This window comes from Planctomycetota bacterium (assembly GCA_016235865.1).
Taxonomy (GTDB): Bacteria; Planctomycetota; MHYJ01; order JACQXL01; family JACQXL01; genus JACRIK01.
In genome coordinates, this window is record JACRIK010000003.1 from 468,418 (window position 1) to 486,215 (window position 17,798).

Below are 17,798 nucleotides of genomic sequence, written 5' to 3' on the forward strand. Positions count from 1 at the left end.
GTGTTGCTACTATTGTTCATCCTGGCTTTCGGCACCACCGGCTACTGGATTATCAGCGGTAACTTACTGGATGCGGTTTATATGACGGTGATTACCGCGGCTACGGTCGGCTACGGCGAGGTGATAGACCTGTCCCATAACCCGGCCGGCCGGATATTCACCATCATATTTATCATTCTTTCCCTGGGTGTTATTGCGGCCGTGACTTCCATCCTGGCCGCATCCATTTTAGAAATAGAATTAAGCGGATTTTTAAGGAGGCGCAAGATGAATAAGGAAGTCGACCGGCTGAGCAACCATTATATTGTCTGCGGGGCAGGCGAAACCGGGATTCATATCATCCAGGAACTGGCTAAGACCATGAAACAGTTTGTGGTGGTGGAACGCAGCCAAGAGCGGCTGGATAAACTGGCGGCAACCGTCCCGAACATGATTTATCTTGCTGGCGATGCCACGGATGACGAGGTATTGCTGGCGGCCGGGGTGGAGCGGGCTCAGGGCGTCTTTGCCGTGCTGCCGGCAGATAAGGACAACCTTTACATTACGGTCATGACCAAACAGTATAACAAGAACACCCGGATTGTGGCCCTGGGCATAGAAGATAAAGCTATCAACAAGCTCAAGACGGCCGGCGCGGATACGGTGGTTTCGGCCTCGGTCATTGGGGGCTTGCGGATTGCCTCGGAAATGATACGGCCGTCGGCCGTAAAATTTCTGGATACAATGTTGCGTCAGACTTCTGGCACTTATCGGATAGAAGAAATAACCATTACTTCTGCCGCGACTATCGTAAATAAAAGACTGGCTGACGTTCCCCTGCGGGACCGGTTCGGGCTTTTGGTACTGGCCATCATATCCGAGGGCGACAACATGCTTTATAACCCCCCAGCCGATACGGTCATAAAAGAGGGATCCATTTTTGTAATAATGGGTGATGTTCACAACATCCAAAAGGCCAGGGGATATATCTCGCCCGGTTAGAAAGTCCGCCAAAAGCGCAAGGCTTATGGCCCAATAATTTTCTAACAGGGCAGGCAGGATTTTACTTGTCTCGGTCCGGGATATTATTATATAATACGGGTCTGTCTTATCCTGAAAAATGGGACTGAAAGGCGACAAATGGCTTTTGATAATGAATTAAAACAGCAGGTCTTGGAAAAACTCAGGCCGTCAATCGGCGACATCTGGCTGAAAGAGCTTAAGTTCATCGAGGAGCCGGCCGGAACTCTGAAGATACCCCTGCCCAATGTTTTTTACGTGGATTACTATAAAAAGAACTTTCTCGCCCTAATAGAACAAACGGTATCCGAAGTAGCCGGCAAGAATTATACTATAACATTCGTCGCTCCGCCTGAACAGGGACGGCTGTTTCCGGATGTGCTGGCCCGCCAGAACGGCGCCGGGCTGGCGTCGAAAGACAAGACCGGATACAGGGGAAAGGAATCGCCTGCTGCCACTTCTGCTAGCAAGCCGGCGGGAAAGAACGATTTTACCCTGAACGAGAATTACACCTTTGATAAATTCGTAGTGGGCTTGTGCAACCGTATGGCGCATGCGGCGGCCCAGGCCGTCGCAGTGAATCCCGGCAAGGCCTATAATCCGATATTTATTCACGGCGGAGTGGGGTTGGGCAAAACCCATCTCCTACAGGCCATCTGCCATCAGGTGCTAGCTCAGCGTCCTGATTTTTCTATTTATTACCGATCGGGCGAGGGGTTTGTCAACGACTATATTACGGCCGTAAAGAATAACGGGTTTGAGAAATTCCGCCAGTTGTGCCGATCAAAGGATATAATGATAATCGACGACATCCATTTCCTGGGTTCGGGTGAAAAAGCGGCCAGCCAGGAAGAATTCTTTCATACCTTTAACGCCCTGCATAATAACCAAAAGCAGATTATTCTTTCCAGCGACTCGCCGCCCAAGGAAATTCCGCTGTTACAGGACCGCCTAGTTTCTCGGTTTAACTGGGGCATGGTGGCCCGACTGGAGACGCCTGACTTTGAGACCCGGGCGGCAATCCTTAGGCGGAAGGCTGATGGTTATAAAATTGCGTTTCCTGAAGACGTGATTAATTTCATCGCTGAAGTTATTGATACCAATATCCGCGACCTGGAAGGGGCGTTAATCAGGGTTATCGGCCTGTCCCGCAGCTCCAACCAAAAACCGTCGGTTAGCCTGGCTACCGAGGCGCTCAAAGATATTGTCGGCGCTTCTTCCCGGCGGATAAAGGTAGCAAACATAATCGATACCATCGCCGGTTATTTTAACCTTTCCGCCTCGGACCTGCAGTCCAAAACGCGGCTGAAGTCGGTTTCCCTGGCCCGGCAAATCGGCTTTTATCTGACCAGGCAATTAAAGCCGGACTTGTCGCTTGAGGAAATCGGGGCGTCGTTCGGCGGCCGGGAGCATTCTACGGTATTGCTGGCTATAGAAAAAATTCGTAAGCGGCTCCAGAAGGATGCCCAGTTCAGGGAAACCGTGAATCTCCTTATGGCTGAGGTCAGGAAGAAATCGGGGTAGTTTTTGTTGCTTCCGTGTCTAAAAAATGTTATTATTAGGGCTGATTTTCGAGACTAACCGGGTTGGTTTAGCGTAGGGGTAAATAATCCCCTTAAAGGATAGGGTTATCAACCGATTATAATAAGGTTTTCCACCGCTTATCTACAGTCCGCCTAGATGCATCGGTGGGTTAACTAAAGGACGGACCAGCGGTTATATTGGTTTTGCGAGGTTATCAACACCCTGGTAGGCAGATACTAAGACGAATACTAAATATATATTAGTTTATTAGATGTATTAGAAGGAGTATTAAATGAGGATTATATGCAATAAAAATTTATTATTAAAGGTATTTCAGTTCGTTAGCCCGATAGTTCCGACTAAAAGCTCAATGCCGGTATTACAGAACATAAAGTTAACTGCGGACGATAAAACCCTGTTTCTTTCCGCTACGGATTTAGAAGTAGGTGTTCAATACCCGGTTCCGGCGGAAATAAAGGAAAAAGGGACTATAATTATTCCCAATAACAGGTTGGGTGGAATCCTGCGGGAAACAGCGGATGAGCAAATAACCATCGACGGCGCAGGCGGAACCGCTAATATCAAAACCAAGGCCAGCAAATACAAGATAATGTGCATGGACGCGGCGGAATATCCGGATTTCCCGGCCTTCAACGAAAAGAAAGCCATAACCATGAAGGCATCCGGATTAAAAGAGATGGTGTGCAAGACCACGTTTGCGACATCGCAGGAGATAACCCGCTATGCCCTGACCGGGATTCTGATGGAGATAAAAAAGAAAGAACTCCGGATGGTGGCCAGCGACGGCAAGCGGTTGGCATACATCAAGCGCAGGTCCGAACAGGAAGTAACCACGGATATCAAGGTGATTGTTTCGCCAAAATCATTGAATCTTCTGGAACGGATCATAGAAGACGAAGAACAAGTGGTGAAAATAGAAACGGATGAAACGCAATTCAAGGTCATGATTCCGCAGAAAGACCAGAAGGGCATAATCCTTTTCTCCCGCCTGATAGAAGGAACATTCCCGGATTACGAAAGCGTCATCCCGCCGGAAAGCGACAAGAAAATAGAGATGGCTGCCGGGGACCTGTTATCGGCGATGAGGCAGGTGGCGCTGGTTACCACAGATAAATTCAAGGCGACGCAGATATCCATGGAAAAGGACAAGATGACGCTTCTGACCAGAACCCAGGATGTCGGCGAGGCGACCGTAGAGCTGCCCATAAAATACCCCGGCGAAACGTTCAAGATAACCTTTAATCCGGAGTTTTTTATAGACGCGCTCCGAATTATCGGCGACGACACAATAACCTTGGGGCTGAAAGACAAGACATCCCCGGCCGTAATAAAACAGGGCAAGGATTATGTTTATATCGTAATGCCGCTGACGATAGAGATGTAGAGAGAAATATATGACAGAGGAAAATACGGTTCAGGCGGAACCTAATACGCCTTCCGGCGAAACGGGAACAAGCAAATCCGCCATCTGGAGCCTAATTTGCGGAATCCTGTCGTTTTTATGCCTGCCCGCGTTTCCGGCAATTATACTCGGCATCGTTGCGCTGGTAGCTATCAGTAACAGCACGGGGAAGCTGAAAGGAACCGGGCTGGCTATTACAGGGATGATAATGGCCGTTGTCATGCCGATAATCATGACTTTTTTTATTATTCCCCTTATTTCTATCGCAGCCGCCATTATTATTCCCAACGTCCTGACTTCCCGTCCGAATTATACGCCGCCTGATACCTGGACACCGGGAGACGAAGTTCCCCGGGTTGAACCCGACGAGAGTTTATTAAGCCGACAGATACCGGCCAACGAATCCGCGGCCATTGCGTCGTTAAGATTGCTTGCAACCGCCGAAGCGCTCTGGCGCCAACAAGACCCGGACGGTAACGGCATAAAGGATTATTGGACCTACGATATTTCCTGTTTTTACCGGATGTATCGGGCTGACAATACAACCAAGATTGCTTTTATCGCCATGGATTTAGCCCGGGCCGATGTCAATACCGCAGAGACGGGTGATTTCGGGACAATCCCGGCTATAGAAGACTGGGTTGATATGCCGTTGAGTCCGAAGAGCGGATATTATTTCCAGGCAATGGAATTAGATGAAAACGGCGAGCCGTATAACCAGGTTGAGGTTGGAGATACCAAGATAAAGGCCGCCAATCAGACTAAATTCGGATTTGTGGCATATCCGGCTGAACACGGCAAGACCGGCCGGCGGACATTTATCGTGAACGAACAAGGAACGATTTACGCCATAGACGTTAATCCGGATGTTTACGGCGTAGCCCTGCAATGGCCCGGCAGCGACGACCCCAAGGACCCCTATCGAAAATCCGAGTGGGCGACGGCAGATTAAGATGAAGCACATTGGCGAAGTTGTAAAACAGGTCCGCAGGGAGTTATTAAAGGAAAACACCAGGAAAGCCTTGGCGGTCGGTGACAACTGGGATAAAATAGTGGATGCCAGGATTGCCCGCCGGACCCGTGTAATAGGCTTCAGGCAGAAGGTGCTTTACGTGAAAGTGGAATCGCCGGCTCTGCTTAATGAACTGTGTAACTTTAAGAAAGAAGCCATTCTGGCCAAGCTTCAAGCTAAATATCCGGACCATAAAATCAGGGATGTTAAATTTACAATATGACACCAAAGAAAGAAGCTACTGCAGTGAAAGAAAAACCAATTAAAACGGCAGCCCCTAAACCAGGCGGATATGACGCGACCCATATCAAGGTCTTGGGCGGTATCGAAGCCGTCCGGACCAGGCCGGCCATGTATATCGGCGACACCGGCGTGCGCGGCTTGCACCACCTTATCAACGAGGTGGTTGACAACAGCATTGACGAAGCCCTGGCCGGATATTGCACCAGTATAATAGTTCGGCTTAACCATGAAGGAAGCGTGACGGTCATGGACAACGGCCGTGGCATTCCGGTTGATATGCACAAGGAGCAGAAAAAGAGCGCGTTGGAAGTGGTCATGACCATGTTACACGCCGGCGGCAAGTTCGACCAGAAAAGTTATCGCGTTTCCGGCGGCCTGCATGGCGTTGGCGTATCCGTAGTCAATGCCCTGTCCGACTGGCTGGAGGTTGAGGTCTATCGGGAGGGCGCCGAGTATTTTCAGAAATACGAACGGGGTAAGCCGGTCAGCAAGGTGGAAAAACGGGGCAAGACCAATAAACAGGGCACCAGCGTCACCTTCAAGCCGGACGGCAAGATATTCCCGGAAGTCAAGTTTAACTTTGATACGGTGGCCACCCGCCTGAGAGAGCTGGCCTTCCTTAATAAAGGTGTCAGCATTACCCTGAACGAGGAAAAAACCAAGCATTCCGAGACCTTCAAATACGACGGCGGCATAAAGTCGTTCGTGGAGCACCTTAACCAGAACAAGAAAAAAGTCCATACCGACATTATCTATTTCGAAAAGGAATCAAAAGAAGCCGCTGGCACCATCTTCGTTGAAATCGCCATGCAATACAACGACAGCTACAGCGAGAATCTGTTTTGTTTTGCCAATAATATCAACACCATAGAAGGCGGCACGCATCTTTCCGGTTACCGGACCGCCTTGACCCGCACCTTTAATACCTACGGCAAGGCCCAGGGACTGTTAAAGGAAGCCGACAAACCACCGGTAGGCGACGATTACCGGGAAGGTCTAACCGCCATCATCAGCGTAAAGCTGCCCAATCCGCAGTTTGAAGGACAAACCAAAACCAAATTAGGCAACCGCGAGATAGAAGGCATCGTTCAGGCCATTGTCAACGACGGGCTGGCGACTTATCTTGAGGAGCACCCGGCCACTGCCAAGGCCATTGTCAACAAGGTTATTCTGGCATCCCGGGCCCGCGAGGCGGCCCGCAAGGCGCGCGATCTGACCCGGCGCAAGGACGCCCTGTACAGCGGCGACCTGCCAGGAAAACTGGCTGACTGCTCATCCCGCGAGCCGGAGCATACCGAGATATATATCGTGGAAGGCGATTCAGCCGGCGGCAGCGCCAAACAGGGCCGGGACCGCCAGTTCCAGGCCATCCTGCCCCTCAAAGGCAAGATTCTCAACGTGGAAAAAGCCCGCATTGAAAAGATGCTGGCGCACGAAGAAATCAGAATCCTCATCACCGCGCTGGGTACCGGCATCGGCAGCGAGGAATTCGATATTGCCAAACTGCGTTATGGCAAAATTATCATCATGACCGATGCTGATGTCGACGGTTCGCACATCCGAACCCTGCTGCTGACCTTTTTCTATCGGCACATGCTCAAGGTAATTGAACAGGGCAATCTTTACATCGCCCAACCGCCTCTGTATAAGGTCAAATACGGAAAGAAAGAGGAATATATCCTGAGTGACAAGGAGATGCACCAGAAACTTCTTGATATCGCATTGGAAAACACCCAACTAATCGTAACCGCGGGCAAGCGCCAGAGATGCTGTTTGGAAAAGAACGCCCTGAAACGCCTGGCCGATAAAATAGCGGTGCTGGAGGAATACATCCACGGACTGCAGGTCCGGGGCGTATCCCCACTCAAATACTTCCGGGCCCGGGACGAAAAGTCACAGCATTTTCCGCTCTATTACACTGAGCTCAGCGGTCCGAAAATGGATAACGAGGAAAGCTTCTTCCATACCGACAACCAACTGGACAAATACATCCGCGAGAAGGAGAAGAAGCTCAAGAAAGAAATCGTCCTGTTGCCCCAATATGAAGATGTGGCGGTCGCCGCATCCAAAAACGGCGGCAAGAAAGAAAAGGCACCCCAGATAACTGAAGATTCCGTGACTCTTAAATACATCGAATTCTTCCAGAACCGGGATATTGAGTCTCTGGTCCGCGATATCGAAAAACTGCTTCCGGAATGTTTCGAGATAAACGCCTACCTGAGCAAGGAGGAAAAAGAACCGACCGCCGAGAAAGCCGACAAATCCGCCCGGTTAATTTACGAATTGATTGTCAACCCCGAGGAAAAGAAGGAACAGGAAAGATTCGGGCTCAAATCATTGCGCGAGCTGTTGAGAGGCATCCGTAAGGTCGGCCAGCGTGACCTGGATATCCAGCGTTACAAGGGCTTGGGTGAAATGAACGCCGAGCAGCTCTGGGAAACCACCATGGACCCGGCCAAGCGTTCGCTCCTCAAGGTTAAGATAGAAGACGCGGTCAAGGCCGACCGGATGTTCACCATCCTGATGGGCGAAGAAGTCGAGCCGCGCAAGGACTTTATTGAAAAGCACGCATTGGAAGTAAAGAACCTGGATATATAATGTTACAAAGCGACCACAAGAAGCACGCGGCGCAGCAGACCCTGGCCCTCAACATCGCCGTCATTATCACCTCGGACACCCGGACCGATAAGACCGACAAAACCGGTAATGTCCTCACCGGCATCCTCCAGAACGCCGGGCATAAATGCGTCTTGAGAAAAATAGTCCGAAATAATCTGGCTCTTATTCGCTCCGAGGTGAAAAAGGCATTAAAGACTGCGGATCTGGTCATTACCAGTGGCGGCACCGGCTGCGGAAAGAAAGACCTGACCATAGACGCCGTGAGCGCGTTGATAACCAGGAAGCTGGAGGGCTTCGGCGAGATATTCCGGCTGCTGAGTTTCGGCGAAATCGGCTCGTCGGCCATAATGAGCCGGGCCATGCTCGGGATCACCAGGGACAGCAAGCTCATCTGCGCCCTGCCCGGCTCGCCCAATGCTGTTTCTATGGCCCTGAATAAATTATTATTGCCTGAGCTGGCCCATATCTGCTGGGAATTGAATAGATGACCGCTCATGGATTTCATGTGGGATTTTACATAAATGGTCATTCCCGCGCAGGCGGGAATCCAGACAGATTCGCAGGAGGGACATTTGGTATAGAGAGGACTTGATATGAACAAAGAAACAGTTGAGATGCTCCAGCGCCTGACCGATGTCAGCGGCGTGCCGGGTTATGAATCAGAGGTATCCGAGGTTATCCGCAAAGAATTAGCCGGCCTGGCCGCATTCTCCTACGACAAGCTGGGCAGCATTATCTGCGAGAAAAAGGGCACCAGCGCCGAACCCAAAATCATGTTGCCCGGCCACATGGACGAGGTCGGTTTCATGGTTACTCGTATTACCGAAGAGGGCTTTATCAAATTCACCATGCTAGGCGGCTGGCTGACCCAGTATATGCTGGCACAGAGAGTAATTATCAAGACCGACAAGGGCGATATCCCGGGCATCATCGGCGCCAAGCCTATCCACATTATGACCGAAGAGGAACGCAAGAAAGTGCCGGATAAGAAAGACCTGTTCATTGATATCGGCGCCAGGGATGAAAAGGATGCGGCCAAAATCGGCGTCCGGCCCGGCGACCCGATTATCCCGGTTGCTCCTTTTACCCAGATGGCCAATCCGGATTATCTCCTGGCCAAGGCCTGGGACGATCGGCTGGGTTGCGCCCTGTTCATCGACGTGATTAAAGCACTCAAGGGTAAAAAACATCCGAATACGGTCTATGGTGTAGGCACGGTCCAGGAAGAGGTAGGCACGCGCGGCGCCCACACCTCGGTGCGCAAAATTAATCCGGACGTGGCCTTGGTCTGCGAGGTCGGCATTGCCCAGGATGTGCCGGGCGGCGAAAAGAATCTGGGCGCCCTGGGAAAGGGGCCGCAGATTACCATCTACGACCGGGGCATGATTCCCAATCTCGGCCTGCGCGATTTTATCATTGACACGGCCGAAAAGAATAAGATACCCTACCAGACACAGGCGCTGGAAGGCGGGGCAACGGACGGCGGACCGATTCACCTCAGCGCCCAGGGCGTACCCTGCATCTATCTGGGCGTCCCGACCCGCTATATCCACTGCCATTCCGGCATCATTCACAAGGGCGATTATGACAATACCGTCCGCCTGATAACCGAGGTGGTGCTGAAATTGGACGCCAAAACAGTAGGGCGTTTTACCAAATAATACTACTGTTTTCTCTGGATTCTACCGATAGAATATATTAATAGCTACAATATCTATACGGGAACCTGCCCGCATACAGCAGGTTTCTTTAACCGTTTATTTGTATGCAAGGAGGATAATATATATGGAACCAATGCCGATGGAAATGACCCCGGACCAGGCAGCCGCAGTCGGAGGTATCGTTGCCTTAATAAGCGGAGTTCTCCTGCTGGTATTCCTAGTGGCCTACATCCTTGGTAGTTTATGCGTGGCGAATATCGCCAAAAAGCTTGGTATGTCTTTTGGGTTAAGCTTTATTATGGCGATTATTCCCATCGTAAATTACGTCCTAATGGCGCAGATGGCCAAAAAGCCCCTGTGGTGGGTGATTCTGATGCTTATTCCGTTTGTAAATATAATCGTTTTAATCCTGGTCTGGATGGCTATAGCGGAAAATATGGGCAAGCCGTCATGGTGGGGTGTGATTATTATTCTGGTGCCGATAGTCAATCTGGTGTTCTTCCTGATGCTGACCTTTGCCCCGGCGCCGGTCGCTAAAAAGGCATAAGTCGGGCAACACGGTTTATTCCTAAAGGGGGCGTTGTCGCAAGATAGCGCCCCCTTATTTATTCCCATCTCTTTATTGACCCGGCTGATAATGTGTGATATAAAAATTCGGTTCAACCCATCCCAAGCCGTCATTCCTGCGAAAGCAGGAATCTAGACCGCTTGGGATTACTGGATTCCCATTTCCATGGGAATGACACAGGAAAAAGATATGTACGACTTTAAGACCATCGAATCCAAGTGGCGGAAATACTGGGAATCCCAGGGCGCCTATAAAACACCGGCCGGCCCTGACCCGGCCCGGAAATTCTATCTATTGGAGATGTTCGCCTATCCGTCCGGCGACCTGCACATCGGCCACTTCCGCAACTACACGGTCGGCGACGCCTACTGGCGCTACAAGAAGATGGCCGGCGCGGAAATCATGCATCCCTTTGGCTGGGATGCCTTTGGATTGCCGGCCGAGGAAGCGGCCATCAAGCAAAAACTCCACCCGCGCGACTGGACCGGCAAGAACATCGCTACTTCGCGCCAGACCCTCAAAGATTTAGGCATCAGTTACGACTGGGACCGCGAGGTTATCACCTATACGCCTGAATACTACAGATGGACCCAGTGGGTCTTTCTGCAGCTCTACAAAAAGGGACTGGCCTACCAGGCCGAGTCGGCCGTCAACTGGTGCCCGGCCTGCAAGACCGTCCTGGCCAATGAGCAGGTGTCAAGTGAAGGCGTCTGCTGGCGCTGTCAATCGACTGTTGCCAAGCGCAATCTCAAGCAGTGGTTCTTTAGGATTACCGACTACGCCCAGAAACTACTGGACGGACTGGATAAGCTCGAGCGCTGGCCCGAGAACATCAAGGCCATGCAAAGATACTGGATTGGCCGGAGCGAAGGCACGGAAATCCAATTCCGCATTCCGCAGTCCGAACTCCGAATTCCCGTGTTCACCACCCGGCCGGACACGATTTACGGCGTGACCTTTATGGCCATTGCCCCGGAGCATCCGCTGGTTAAGGAACTGACCACCCCGGCCCAGAAAAAGGCGGTTGATGAATACATTGCCAAGGCATCGGCCAAATCCGAGATAGACCGGGCCGCGGTGGGCGAAAAGGACGGCGTCTTCACCGGCAGTTTTGCAACCAATCCGCTTTCCGGCGAGCAGGTCCAGCTCTGGGTGGCTGATTACGTGCTGCTCCATTACGGCACCGGCGTGGTCATGGGTGTCCCGGCCCACGACCAGCGCGACTTCCTGTTCGCTAAAAAATACGGCATTCCAATTAAGATTGTTATTACTCCGCACTCCGCACTCCACACTCCGAACTCTGAGGGTGAACTAACCGCCGCCTTTACCGAACCCGGCATCATGGTCAATAGTGCCCAATTCAACGGACTGCCTTCTGAGGACGGCATCAGCAAGATAAGTCAGCACATAGAAAAACAGAAACTGGGCAGCCGCAAGATATATTTCCGGCTCAAGGACTGGCTGCTCTCGCGCCAGCGCTATTGGGGCGCGCCGATTCCCATGATTCACTGCCCTAAATGCGGGCCCCAGCCTGTGCCGGAGTCCGATTTACCCGTGCTCCTGCCAGAGGTTAAGGACTATATCCCCAAGGGACGCTCGCCCCTGGCTGACGTGCCCGAGTTTATGAACGCCAAATGCCCCAAGTGCAAAGGCCCGGCCCAGCGCGACCCGGACACCATGGACACCTTTGTCTGCTCATCCTGGTATCACCTGCGCTATGCCGACCCGCGCAATACCAAAGAACCGTTCACCAAGGAAGCGGTCAATAAATGGCTGCCGGTTGATCTGTATATCGGCGGGGCTGAACACGCCTGCGGGCATCTGATATATTTCCGGTTCATCACCAAGGTCCTGCATGATCTGGGCTATCTCAAGATTGACGAGCCGGTCAAACGGCTCTTTAACCACGGCATGGTCCTGGACGCCCAAGGTGAGGTCATGTCCAAATCCAAGGGCAACGCCGTCTCGCCCCGGGAAATCATCGAGGACTTCGGTGTGGACGCCGGCCGGCTGGCCATGTTCTTTGCCGCGCCGTCTGAAGCCGAGATACTCTGGAGCAAGAACGGCCTGATCGGCGCCCAGCGGTTCCTGAACCGGGTCCATCAGCTCGTCCTGGAGGTTGTCCAGTTCCCGGTGGACGATACCCGGGGCACCAAAAAGATGGTGGCTATGGCCGAGATGGACGAATTCTATGCTTGGGTACACCGGACGATTAAGCAGGTTACCGAAGACATTGAGGCGCTGCATTATAATACCGCCCTGAGCGCCATAATGGAGCTGGTCAATCACCTCTATGAAGTCAAGGCATTGCTGAAACACCCGACCCGGGCCGCGGACTATGCGGCATTCAAAGGCCTGCTCCGTAAGGCAGTTGAGTCCGTGGTTATGCTCCTGTCGCCGCTGGCCCCGCATCTGGCTGAGGAAATGTGGTCGGTATTAGGCAAGAAAACCGGTATTCTAGCCGAACCCTGGCCCCAGTATAATCCGGCGGCGCTGAAACTGAAGCAGGTGGAATTGGCCATCCAGATAAACGGTAAGGTCCGGGCGCGCATCACCGTGGCCACCGACTCGGCCGAGGACGAGATAAAGAAGGTTGCCCTGGCCGACCCCAAGGTCAAAGAAATACTCCAGGGTCAAGAACCCAAAAAGGTCATCGTCATCCCCGGTCGGCTGGTAAATATAGTTTACACTGAGCGTAGCGAACGTGTCAGCTAAAAACCATTCTATCCGCTCTTATTCGCTGGACGCGGTTCCTTCGGATTCGTGTGATTCGTTCTTATTCGTGTCATTCGTGTTTCATCTTTCTTGCATCCCAGCCCGGGTTTTGGTATCGTGCCATTAGCAAGGAGGAACATATATGAAAAGGATATTTCCGGTCGCTATCATCGGTCTTGCGCTGGTCGTTATCGGTCTGTATTATGACTTCCAGCTCGAGTTCCGGGAACAGTCCGCCGGAAGTTTGCAGGACATCCTCACCCAACACCGCGGCCAGGTCCTGGTATTGTTGCTGGGCCGGGACGGCTGTCCGGGCACGGCCGCGGCCACAAAGGTCCTGGACGAATACGTTGCCACGCCATCAAAGGAAATTGATGTCATCCGCTTAGACGTGCCTCTGCCGGCAGAGGAGTTGAAACTGTCCGGCAAATGGAGCCACAGATTTCACAGATTACTGGACCAGGACCGCCGGGTGGCCGATGAACTGGAATTCTTCTACTACCCGACGCTCTATGTCTTTGACCGCGAGGGGGAGAAACGCTTTGCCGGCGGATGCGACAAGGACAAGATTGGCTTGATGGTCAAGGAAATCCTGGCTGAACAGCCCGGGGAGAAAAAGAAGATTTATACCCTACCCCAGCCGGCCATCGGACAGGACGCTCCGGTATTCTTCGCGCGTCTGTTGACCGGTGAGTCGGTTAACCTGGAATGGTTAACCGGGCCAAAAGGGCTGTTGATATTCTTCTCGCGCACCTCCTGCCCGTTTTCTATGGAACAACTGCCCCTGGCCAAGACCCTGGTCGGGCAGATAGCCGGCAATGGCGTCAAGGTGGTTATCGTCAATCAGGAGGAAAGCGCGGACAAGATTACTCCCATATACCAAAAGCACTGCGCCGAATTGCCCATCATCTGGGACAAGGACGGCGCCATCTGCCAGGCATTTGGCGTGGATGCCGTGCCCTTCTTCTTCCTGCTCAATCAGGACGGTAAAATAGTCCAGCGCCGGTCATTCACCTATGACGCGGCCCTGAACGCGGTCGAGGTCATGCTGGGCATCAGCGCGGAAAAGAGCCGTTTGAAAACCAAATCCGCCGGCTGACGGTAGGCTGTTAATAGGGAGTCCGGCGGATTCCCTGTATGATAATGCCTGAAAATTGAGAGTGACCGGAGGCGGTTATGAAAAACGTAATCATAGAAGCTTCTATCGAAACCCTCAAGAAACAAATCCGCCTTAAGCCCAACCACGCCCAGTATCATTTTGACCTGGGATGTCTTTATAACGAAGCCGGCCAATACCAGGAGGCGATAAAGTGTTTTACCCGGACCATCCAGCTTCACCCTGATTGGACAGCATGCCACCTGAATCTGGGCGTGATATACCGGAAATTAGGCGACCATCAGAAAGAAATTGAAAGTTTTAAAGAGGCGGTCCGGTTGATGCCCCGGGAGGAGGAAGCTCACAGAGGACTGGGCAACGCTTACCGGGACGCGGGCGAATACCAAAAGGCCATAGACAGCTATGAACGGGCCGCGCTGCTCAAGCCCAATAGCGCCTATATCTATGACGGCCTGGGCCGGTGCTATTTCGAAATCCGCGACTATCACAAAGCGGCCGAATCTTACCGGGAATTCATCCGCCTTGAACCCGGTCACGCCGGAGCATCTTACGCCCTGGGCTGTGTTTATGACATAGCCGGTGACAAGACCAAAGCCGCGGAAAATTACCGGGAGGCGATACGGCTTGACCCTGGTGAGGTAAACGCGCATTACAACCTGGGGCTGATTCTGAGTCATCTGGAACAATACCCGGAAGCGCTGGAGCAATTCGAGCGGGCGCTCCGGCTCGACCCGGGCCGGGCTGCGGCGCACAATTGCCTGGGGCACACACATCTGCAAATGGACGAGCTGGAAGAAGCCATAGAATGCTTCGAAGCGGCGATTTGCCTGGACCCGAACCTGACCAGCGCGCATTACAATCTGGGCGTGGCGTATGAAGACATGGATGAACTAGACAAAGCCATTGCCTGTTACAAAGAAGCGCTCCGGATTGACCCTAATTATGAATACGCGCGGGCCGGTCTTAATAAACTCGAGAAACCCCCGGCTTGATTATCTCTCCGTGTTTATCTGCTCGATCTGCTTGCGTTCTTTATCCGAAAGGGTTAGTTTATCCGGCGGGAGTTTGGCCAACGTGTCCTTGGCTTGTTTATAAAATGGCTGGGCGGTTCCATGATTTCCGATTGCCTCATAAGTAAGAGCAAGGTTATACAGATTTATTACTAACGCTTCTGAAATCTTTCCCGCCTTCTCATTTATGGTTATTGCTTCCTGGTAAAGAGTTATTGCCTTGTAATACTCCTTGAGCAAATAAAGTATCCCGGCCAGATTATTGCGAATAATGGCCTCTTCGTTATAGCCCTGTATAACGAGAGATAATGCCTGCGTGTAATAATCCTTTGACGCTGGATAATCGCCGGCTTCTAACCGCTCCTGTGCCAGATGATATAAACTCATGATGTATTGCCTTGAAGGTGAGCCGTATATTTTCTTGTCTAATTCCAATGATTCGGCGTAATGGATGCTCGCCTCCCGGTAATTCTTGAGTTTAATGAATATCCCGGCCAGTATATCAATCGCATCCGGAGTGCGTGAGTTATGTTCGCCGAACCGCTTCTTTACTGCCTTAACATATTCTGTACCTACTTTTAGTGCTGATTCGTAATCGCCTTGTTTTAACAATGCGTCTAATTGCGGCTTTAATGTCTCTATAGTAACGCCGGGAGTATCCTGCCCGCGCATCTCGGGCTTGGGCGGATAACGTTGGATGTCCAATTTCTGGAAGATGGGGCTATTGCTAACTGAAGAACGTAAGGACGGAGAAACTGAAGGACTACTTCCTGCGTTAATCGTTGGTTCTTCAGTTCTTCCGTTTTTTAGTCCTTTAGTTGGCGTCAACGCCTTGATAAATTCCTCCGCTGTCTGGAATCTGTCCTTCGGCTCTGGCGCCATTGCCTTACTACAGATCTCATTCGCCGCATCGCCGGTAAACGGCGGTTGTTCGCCGGTCAACAGTTCCCTTAATACCACGCCGGTTGAATATATATCGCATCTATGGTCGTATGGCTTACCGTCCAGGACCTCCGGCGCCATATAGTCCCGCGTGCCGGCAATGGTGGTCAGTTGCGTCACATAGCGCTGGGATTTAACCAGTCCGTAATCACCTATCTTGACCTGATTGCCCTTAAGGAATATATTTTCCGGCTTGATGTCGCGATGCGCGCCGACCTTCTTATGCAACTCAGCCAGCCCTTCCAAAACCTGTCTGATAATCTCAAGTGCAATCTTGGGATCGGGCTTAATCTGAATCGTATCGCGTAAATCCTTGCCCCAGCATTCCATCACATAATAAACCCCGATATCGTCATCCTCGCCCACCTCAAGGATTTTTATTAGGTTGGAATGGTTTATCACGTGGATGCTTTGAGCCGCCTTTATTTCAGCGGCTGATTCCTCAATAATATCCCGTTCAAAGAGTTTGATGACCACCGGCTTGCGGTCCTCTTTGCGGTTGGTCTTCCAGCACAAGACATTCTCGTGATTGGTGCGGAATACCTTACTGGGCTTGGAATAGCCGGGTATCTTCTTCCAGATTCGTTGCGGTATTTCTAACATAAAATTACTTTGTACACGGATTTAGCAGATTAAACTGATTCGGACTCATTCCCAGTCAATTTGCTTAGGCATTTCTGTGCCATTTTATTATCAGGTTTAATTTCAAGCGCTTTGGTAAAATCTGTCAGTGCCAAATTAAGGTCACCTTTTAACCAATAATCGACACCCCTTCTAAGATATGCCATATCAATATCTGTGGGGTTTAACTCTATTTCTTTCGTATGATCAATAATTGCTTTGGCATAATCCTTTTTATTGTAATAAGCATTCCCTCTGTTGCAATATGCATCTACACAATTCGGGTCAAGTTTAATGGCTTTTGTCCATTTAGAGATTGCCGCATTATACTCTTTTTTCTCGTGATTATAGCCACCCCTGGTAATAAATGCGTTAACAAGGGCTTTTCTTATTCGTAAGTCTTTTGGCTTTGATGACTTCACAAACCTTTGATAAAGATAATCAACTTCTTTATCCGTAAGGCGTGTTAATTCACTGATATGTTTTCTGTCGGACTTATTATTCTTTTTAGTCATAAAACTTTCGTATCTTTACGGTTAAATTATTCGTGTAATTCGTCTTTATTCGTCCCATTCGTGTTCCTCTTATCTGTGAACTCAGCAGAGACCGCGATAGCGAAATCTGTGGCTACTTCTTCTTCGTCGTCCATTCGTGGAGTTTCCGCTTCAGTCCCCTGTCAAAGGATAAATCATTGTCCACATATTTGCCGTTCCGAATTAGTTCACGGAATATGTGCTTGAGCATCTTGGCGGCCCGTTCGTATATCTTCCGAACCGACGCCTCTGAGGTTACGGACAACGTATAGGTGCGCTTTAATTCGTCGTAAATCTTGGTATAGGACGCCTTGTCAAAATGACGCCGGACCAGGACCTCGTATTTGACCTCGTCCTCGGCCTTGAGTTTTCTCAGCGCCTCGTTGACGAATTCCTTGGCGATTTCGTGGCGGAAGTTGATTTCAAAGCCCTGCTGGGACTGCTTGTTTTCAAAATATTCCAGCACGGCTTTTTGCTCCTTCTTGGCCGCGGATAATAGTTTGCTTAAAGCCGGCAGGACTATCTTCTTGGTCAGGAACGAACGGAAATGGTATTGCGGGTCGTATTCATTAATCCTGATAAGCGCATCCTTGATGCAGTCATCCACGAATTCCCTTAAGGACAGCCCACCCAGCCATTTCTTGCCCAGGAGTAGTTCCAGCGGGTAAAACAGGGCATTGGAATACTTGAGCATGACATAATCCAGGTGACGCTGTTTGAGCCGGCCTTCTTTGGCCGCCTTGATGACGGATTGCTTGCGTGGCGTGGTCTTGGTCCCGACCCTGATAAACCATCTTCGCTTCATATAAAA

15 protein-coding genes are annotated in these 17,798 nt (G+C 51.0%); 12 read left to right on the forward strand and 3 right to left on the reverse strand.

The window, feature by feature from the left end:
* The 12 genes from HZA49_03525 to HZA49_03580 all read left to right on the forward strand — a co-directional run bounded on the left by HZA49_03525 (window position 1) and on the right by HZA49_03580 (window position 14,873).
* Entirely contained in the window at window positions 1-981 is a 981-nt protein-coding gene (locus HZA49_03525; GenBank protein MBI5778509.1) for a potassium channel protein, read from the forward strand.
* A 138-nt stretch (window positions 982-1,119) separates the two neighbouring features.
* The gene (gene dnaA / locus HZA49_03530; protein MBI5778510.1) at window positions 1,120-2,523 is read left to right on the forward strand and encodes a chromosomal replication initiator protein DnaA; all 1,404 of its coding nucleotides are present in this window, start codon (window positions 1,120-1,122) and stop codon (window positions 2,521-2,523) included.
* A 292-nt stretch (window positions 2,524-2,815) separates the two neighbouring features.
* Window positions 2,816-3,928 carry a DNA polymerase III subunit beta gene (gene dnaN / locus HZA49_03535; GenBank protein MBI5778511.1) on the forward strand — a complete coding sequence of 371 codons (1,113 nt, stop codon included), beginning with the start codon at window positions 2,816-2,818 and terminating at the stop codon, window positions 3,926-3,928.
* A gap of 10 nt (window positions 3,929-3,938) precedes the next feature.
* Window positions 3,939-4,898 carry a DUF2950 family protein gene (locus HZA49_03540; GenBank protein MBI5778512.1) on the forward strand — a complete coding sequence of 320 codons (960 nt, stop codon included), beginning with the start codon at window positions 3,939-3,941 and terminating at the stop codon, window positions 4,896-4,898.
* Between the two features lies 1 nt (window position 4,899).
* The gene (locus HZA49_03545) at window positions 4,900-5,181 is read left to right on the forward strand and encodes a DUF721 domain-containing protein (protein MBI5778513.1); all 282 of its coding nucleotides are present in this window, start codon (window positions 4,900-4,902) and stop codon (window positions 5,179-5,181) included.
* The gene (gyrB, locus tag HZA49_03550) at window positions 5,178-7,799 is read left to right on the forward strand and encodes a DNA topoisomerase (ATP-hydrolyzing) subunit B (GenBank protein ID MBI5778514.1); all 2,622 of its coding nucleotides are present in this window, start codon (window positions 5,178-5,180) and stop codon (window positions 7,797-7,799) included. Before HZA49_03545 ends, gyrB begins: the two co-directional genes overlap by 4 nt.
* Window positions 7,799-8,308 carry a molybdenum cofactor biosynthesis protein MoaB gene (locus HZA49_03555; GenBank protein ID MBI5778515.1) on the forward strand — a complete coding sequence of 170 codons (510 nt, stop codon included), beginning with the start codon at window positions 7,799-7,801 and terminating at the stop codon, window positions 8,306-8,308. Before gyrB ends, HZA49_03555 begins: the two co-directional genes overlap by 1 nt.
* A gap of 105 nt (window positions 8,309-8,413) precedes the next feature.
* The gene (locus tag HZA49_03560; protein MBI5778516.1) at window positions 8,414-9,481 is read left to right on the forward strand and encodes a M42 family metallopeptidase; all 1,068 of its coding nucleotides are present in this window, start codon (window positions 8,414-8,416) and stop codon (window positions 9,479-9,481) included.
* 124 nt (window positions 9,482-9,605) lie between these two features.
* A complete protein-coding gene (locus tag HZA49_03565; protein MBI5778517.1) occupies window positions 9,606-10,028 on the forward strand; it encodes a hypothetical protein in 423 nt (140 codons plus the stop codon).
* A 192-nt stretch (window positions 10,029-10,220) separates the two neighbouring features.
* Entirely contained in the window at window positions 10,221-12,764 is a 2,544-nt protein-coding gene (locus HZA49_03570) for a leucine--tRNA ligase (GenBank protein ID MBI5778518.1), read from the forward strand.
* Between the two features lie 142 nt (window positions 12,765-12,906).
* The gene (locus HZA49_03575) at window positions 12,907-13,863 is read left to right on the forward strand and encodes a TlpA family protein disulfide reductase (protein MBI5778519.1); all 957 of its coding nucleotides are present in this window, start codon (window positions 12,907-12,909) and stop codon (window positions 13,861-13,863) included.
* 77 nt (window positions 13,864-13,940) lie between these two features.
* Complete coding sequence (locus HZA49_03580) at window positions 13,941-14,873, forward strand: tetratricopeptide repeat protein (protein MBI5778520.1); 933 nt, start codon at window positions 13,941-13,943, stop codon at window positions 14,871-14,873.
* Here the strand turns inward: HZA49_03580 and HZA49_03585 are convergent, their stop codons facing one another.
* The 3 genes from HZA49_03585 to HZA49_03595 all read right to left on the reverse strand — a co-directional run bounded on the left by HZA49_03585 (window position 14,874) and on the right by HZA49_03595 (window position 17,792).
* On the reverse strand, window positions 14,874-16,436 hold the full coding sequence (locus HZA49_03585; GenBank protein MBI5778521.1) for a serine/threonine protein kinase: 1,563 nt from the start codon (window positions 16,434-16,436) through the stop codon (window positions 14,874-14,876).
* A gap of 29 nt (window positions 16,437-16,465) precedes the next feature.
* Window positions 16,466-16,969 (reverse strand): tetratricopeptide repeat protein, encoded by a 504-nt coding sequence (locus HZA49_03590; GenBank protein MBI5778522.1) that lies wholly within the window; start codon window positions 16,967-16,969, stop codon window positions 16,466-16,468.
* 112 nt (window positions 16,970-17,081) lie between these two features.
* Entirely contained in the window at window positions 17,082-17,792 is a 711-nt protein-coding gene (locus HZA49_03595; protein MBI5778523.1) for a sigma-70 family RNA polymerase sigma factor, read from the reverse strand.
* Between the last annotated feature and the right edge of the window lie 6 nt (window positions 17,793-17,798).

Excerpts from the sequence above, each read along its gene's own strand:
- dnaA (MBI5778510.1), top strand. The coding sequence starts at position 1,120 with ATGGCTTTTGATAATGAATTAAAACAGCAGGTCTTGGAAAAACTCAGG.
- dnaN (MBI5778511.1), top strand. The coding sequence starts at position 2,816 with ATGAGGATTATATGCAATAAAAATTTATTATTAAAGGTATTTCAGTTC.
- HZA49_03540 (MBI5778512.1), top strand. The coding sequence starts at position 3,939 with ATGACAGAGGAAAATACGGTTCAGGCGGAACCTAATACGCCTTCCGGC.
- HZA49_03545 (MBI5778513.1), top strand. The coding sequence starts at position 4,900 with ATGAAGCACATTGGCGAAGTTGTAAAACAGGTCCGCAGGGAGTTATTA.
- gyrB (MBI5778514.1), top strand. The coding sequence starts at position 5,178 with ATGACACCAAAGAAAGAAGCTACTGCAGTGAAAGAAAAACCAATTAAA.
- HZA49_03555 (MBI5778515.1), top strand. The coding sequence starts at position 7,799 with ATGTTACAAAGCGACCACAAGAAGCACGCGGCGCAGCAGACCCTGGCC.
- HZA49_03560 (MBI5778516.1), top strand. The coding sequence starts at position 8,414 with ATGAACAAAGAAACAGTTGAGATGCTCCAGCGCCTGACCGATGTCAGC.
- HZA49_03565 (MBI5778517.1), top strand. The coding sequence starts at position 9,606 with ATGGAACCAATGCCGATGGAAATGACCCCGGACCAGGCAGCCGCAGTC.
- HZA49_03570 (MBI5778518.1), top strand. The coding sequence starts at position 10,221 with ATGACACAGGAAAAAGATATGTACGACTTTAAGACCATCGAATCCAAG.
- HZA49_03575 (MBI5778519.1), top strand. The coding sequence starts at position 12,907 with ATGAAAAGGATATTTCCGGTCGCTATCATCGGTCTTGCGCTGGTCGTT.
- HZA49_03580 (MBI5778520.1), top strand. The coding sequence starts at position 13,941 with ATGAAAAACGTAATCATAGAAGCTTCTATCGAAACCCTCAAGAAACAA.
- HZA49_03585 (MBI5778521.1), bottom strand. The coding sequence starts at position 16,436 with ATGTTAGAAATACCGCAACGAATCTGGAAGAAGATACCCGGCTATTCC.
- HZA49_03590 (MBI5778522.1), bottom strand. The coding sequence starts at position 16,969 with ATGACTAAAAAGAATAATAAGTCCGACAGAAAACATATCAGTGAATTA.
- HZA49_03595 (MBI5778523.1), bottom strand. The coding sequence starts at position 17,792 with ATGAAGCGAAGATGGTTTATCAGGGTCGGGACCAAGACCACGCCACGC.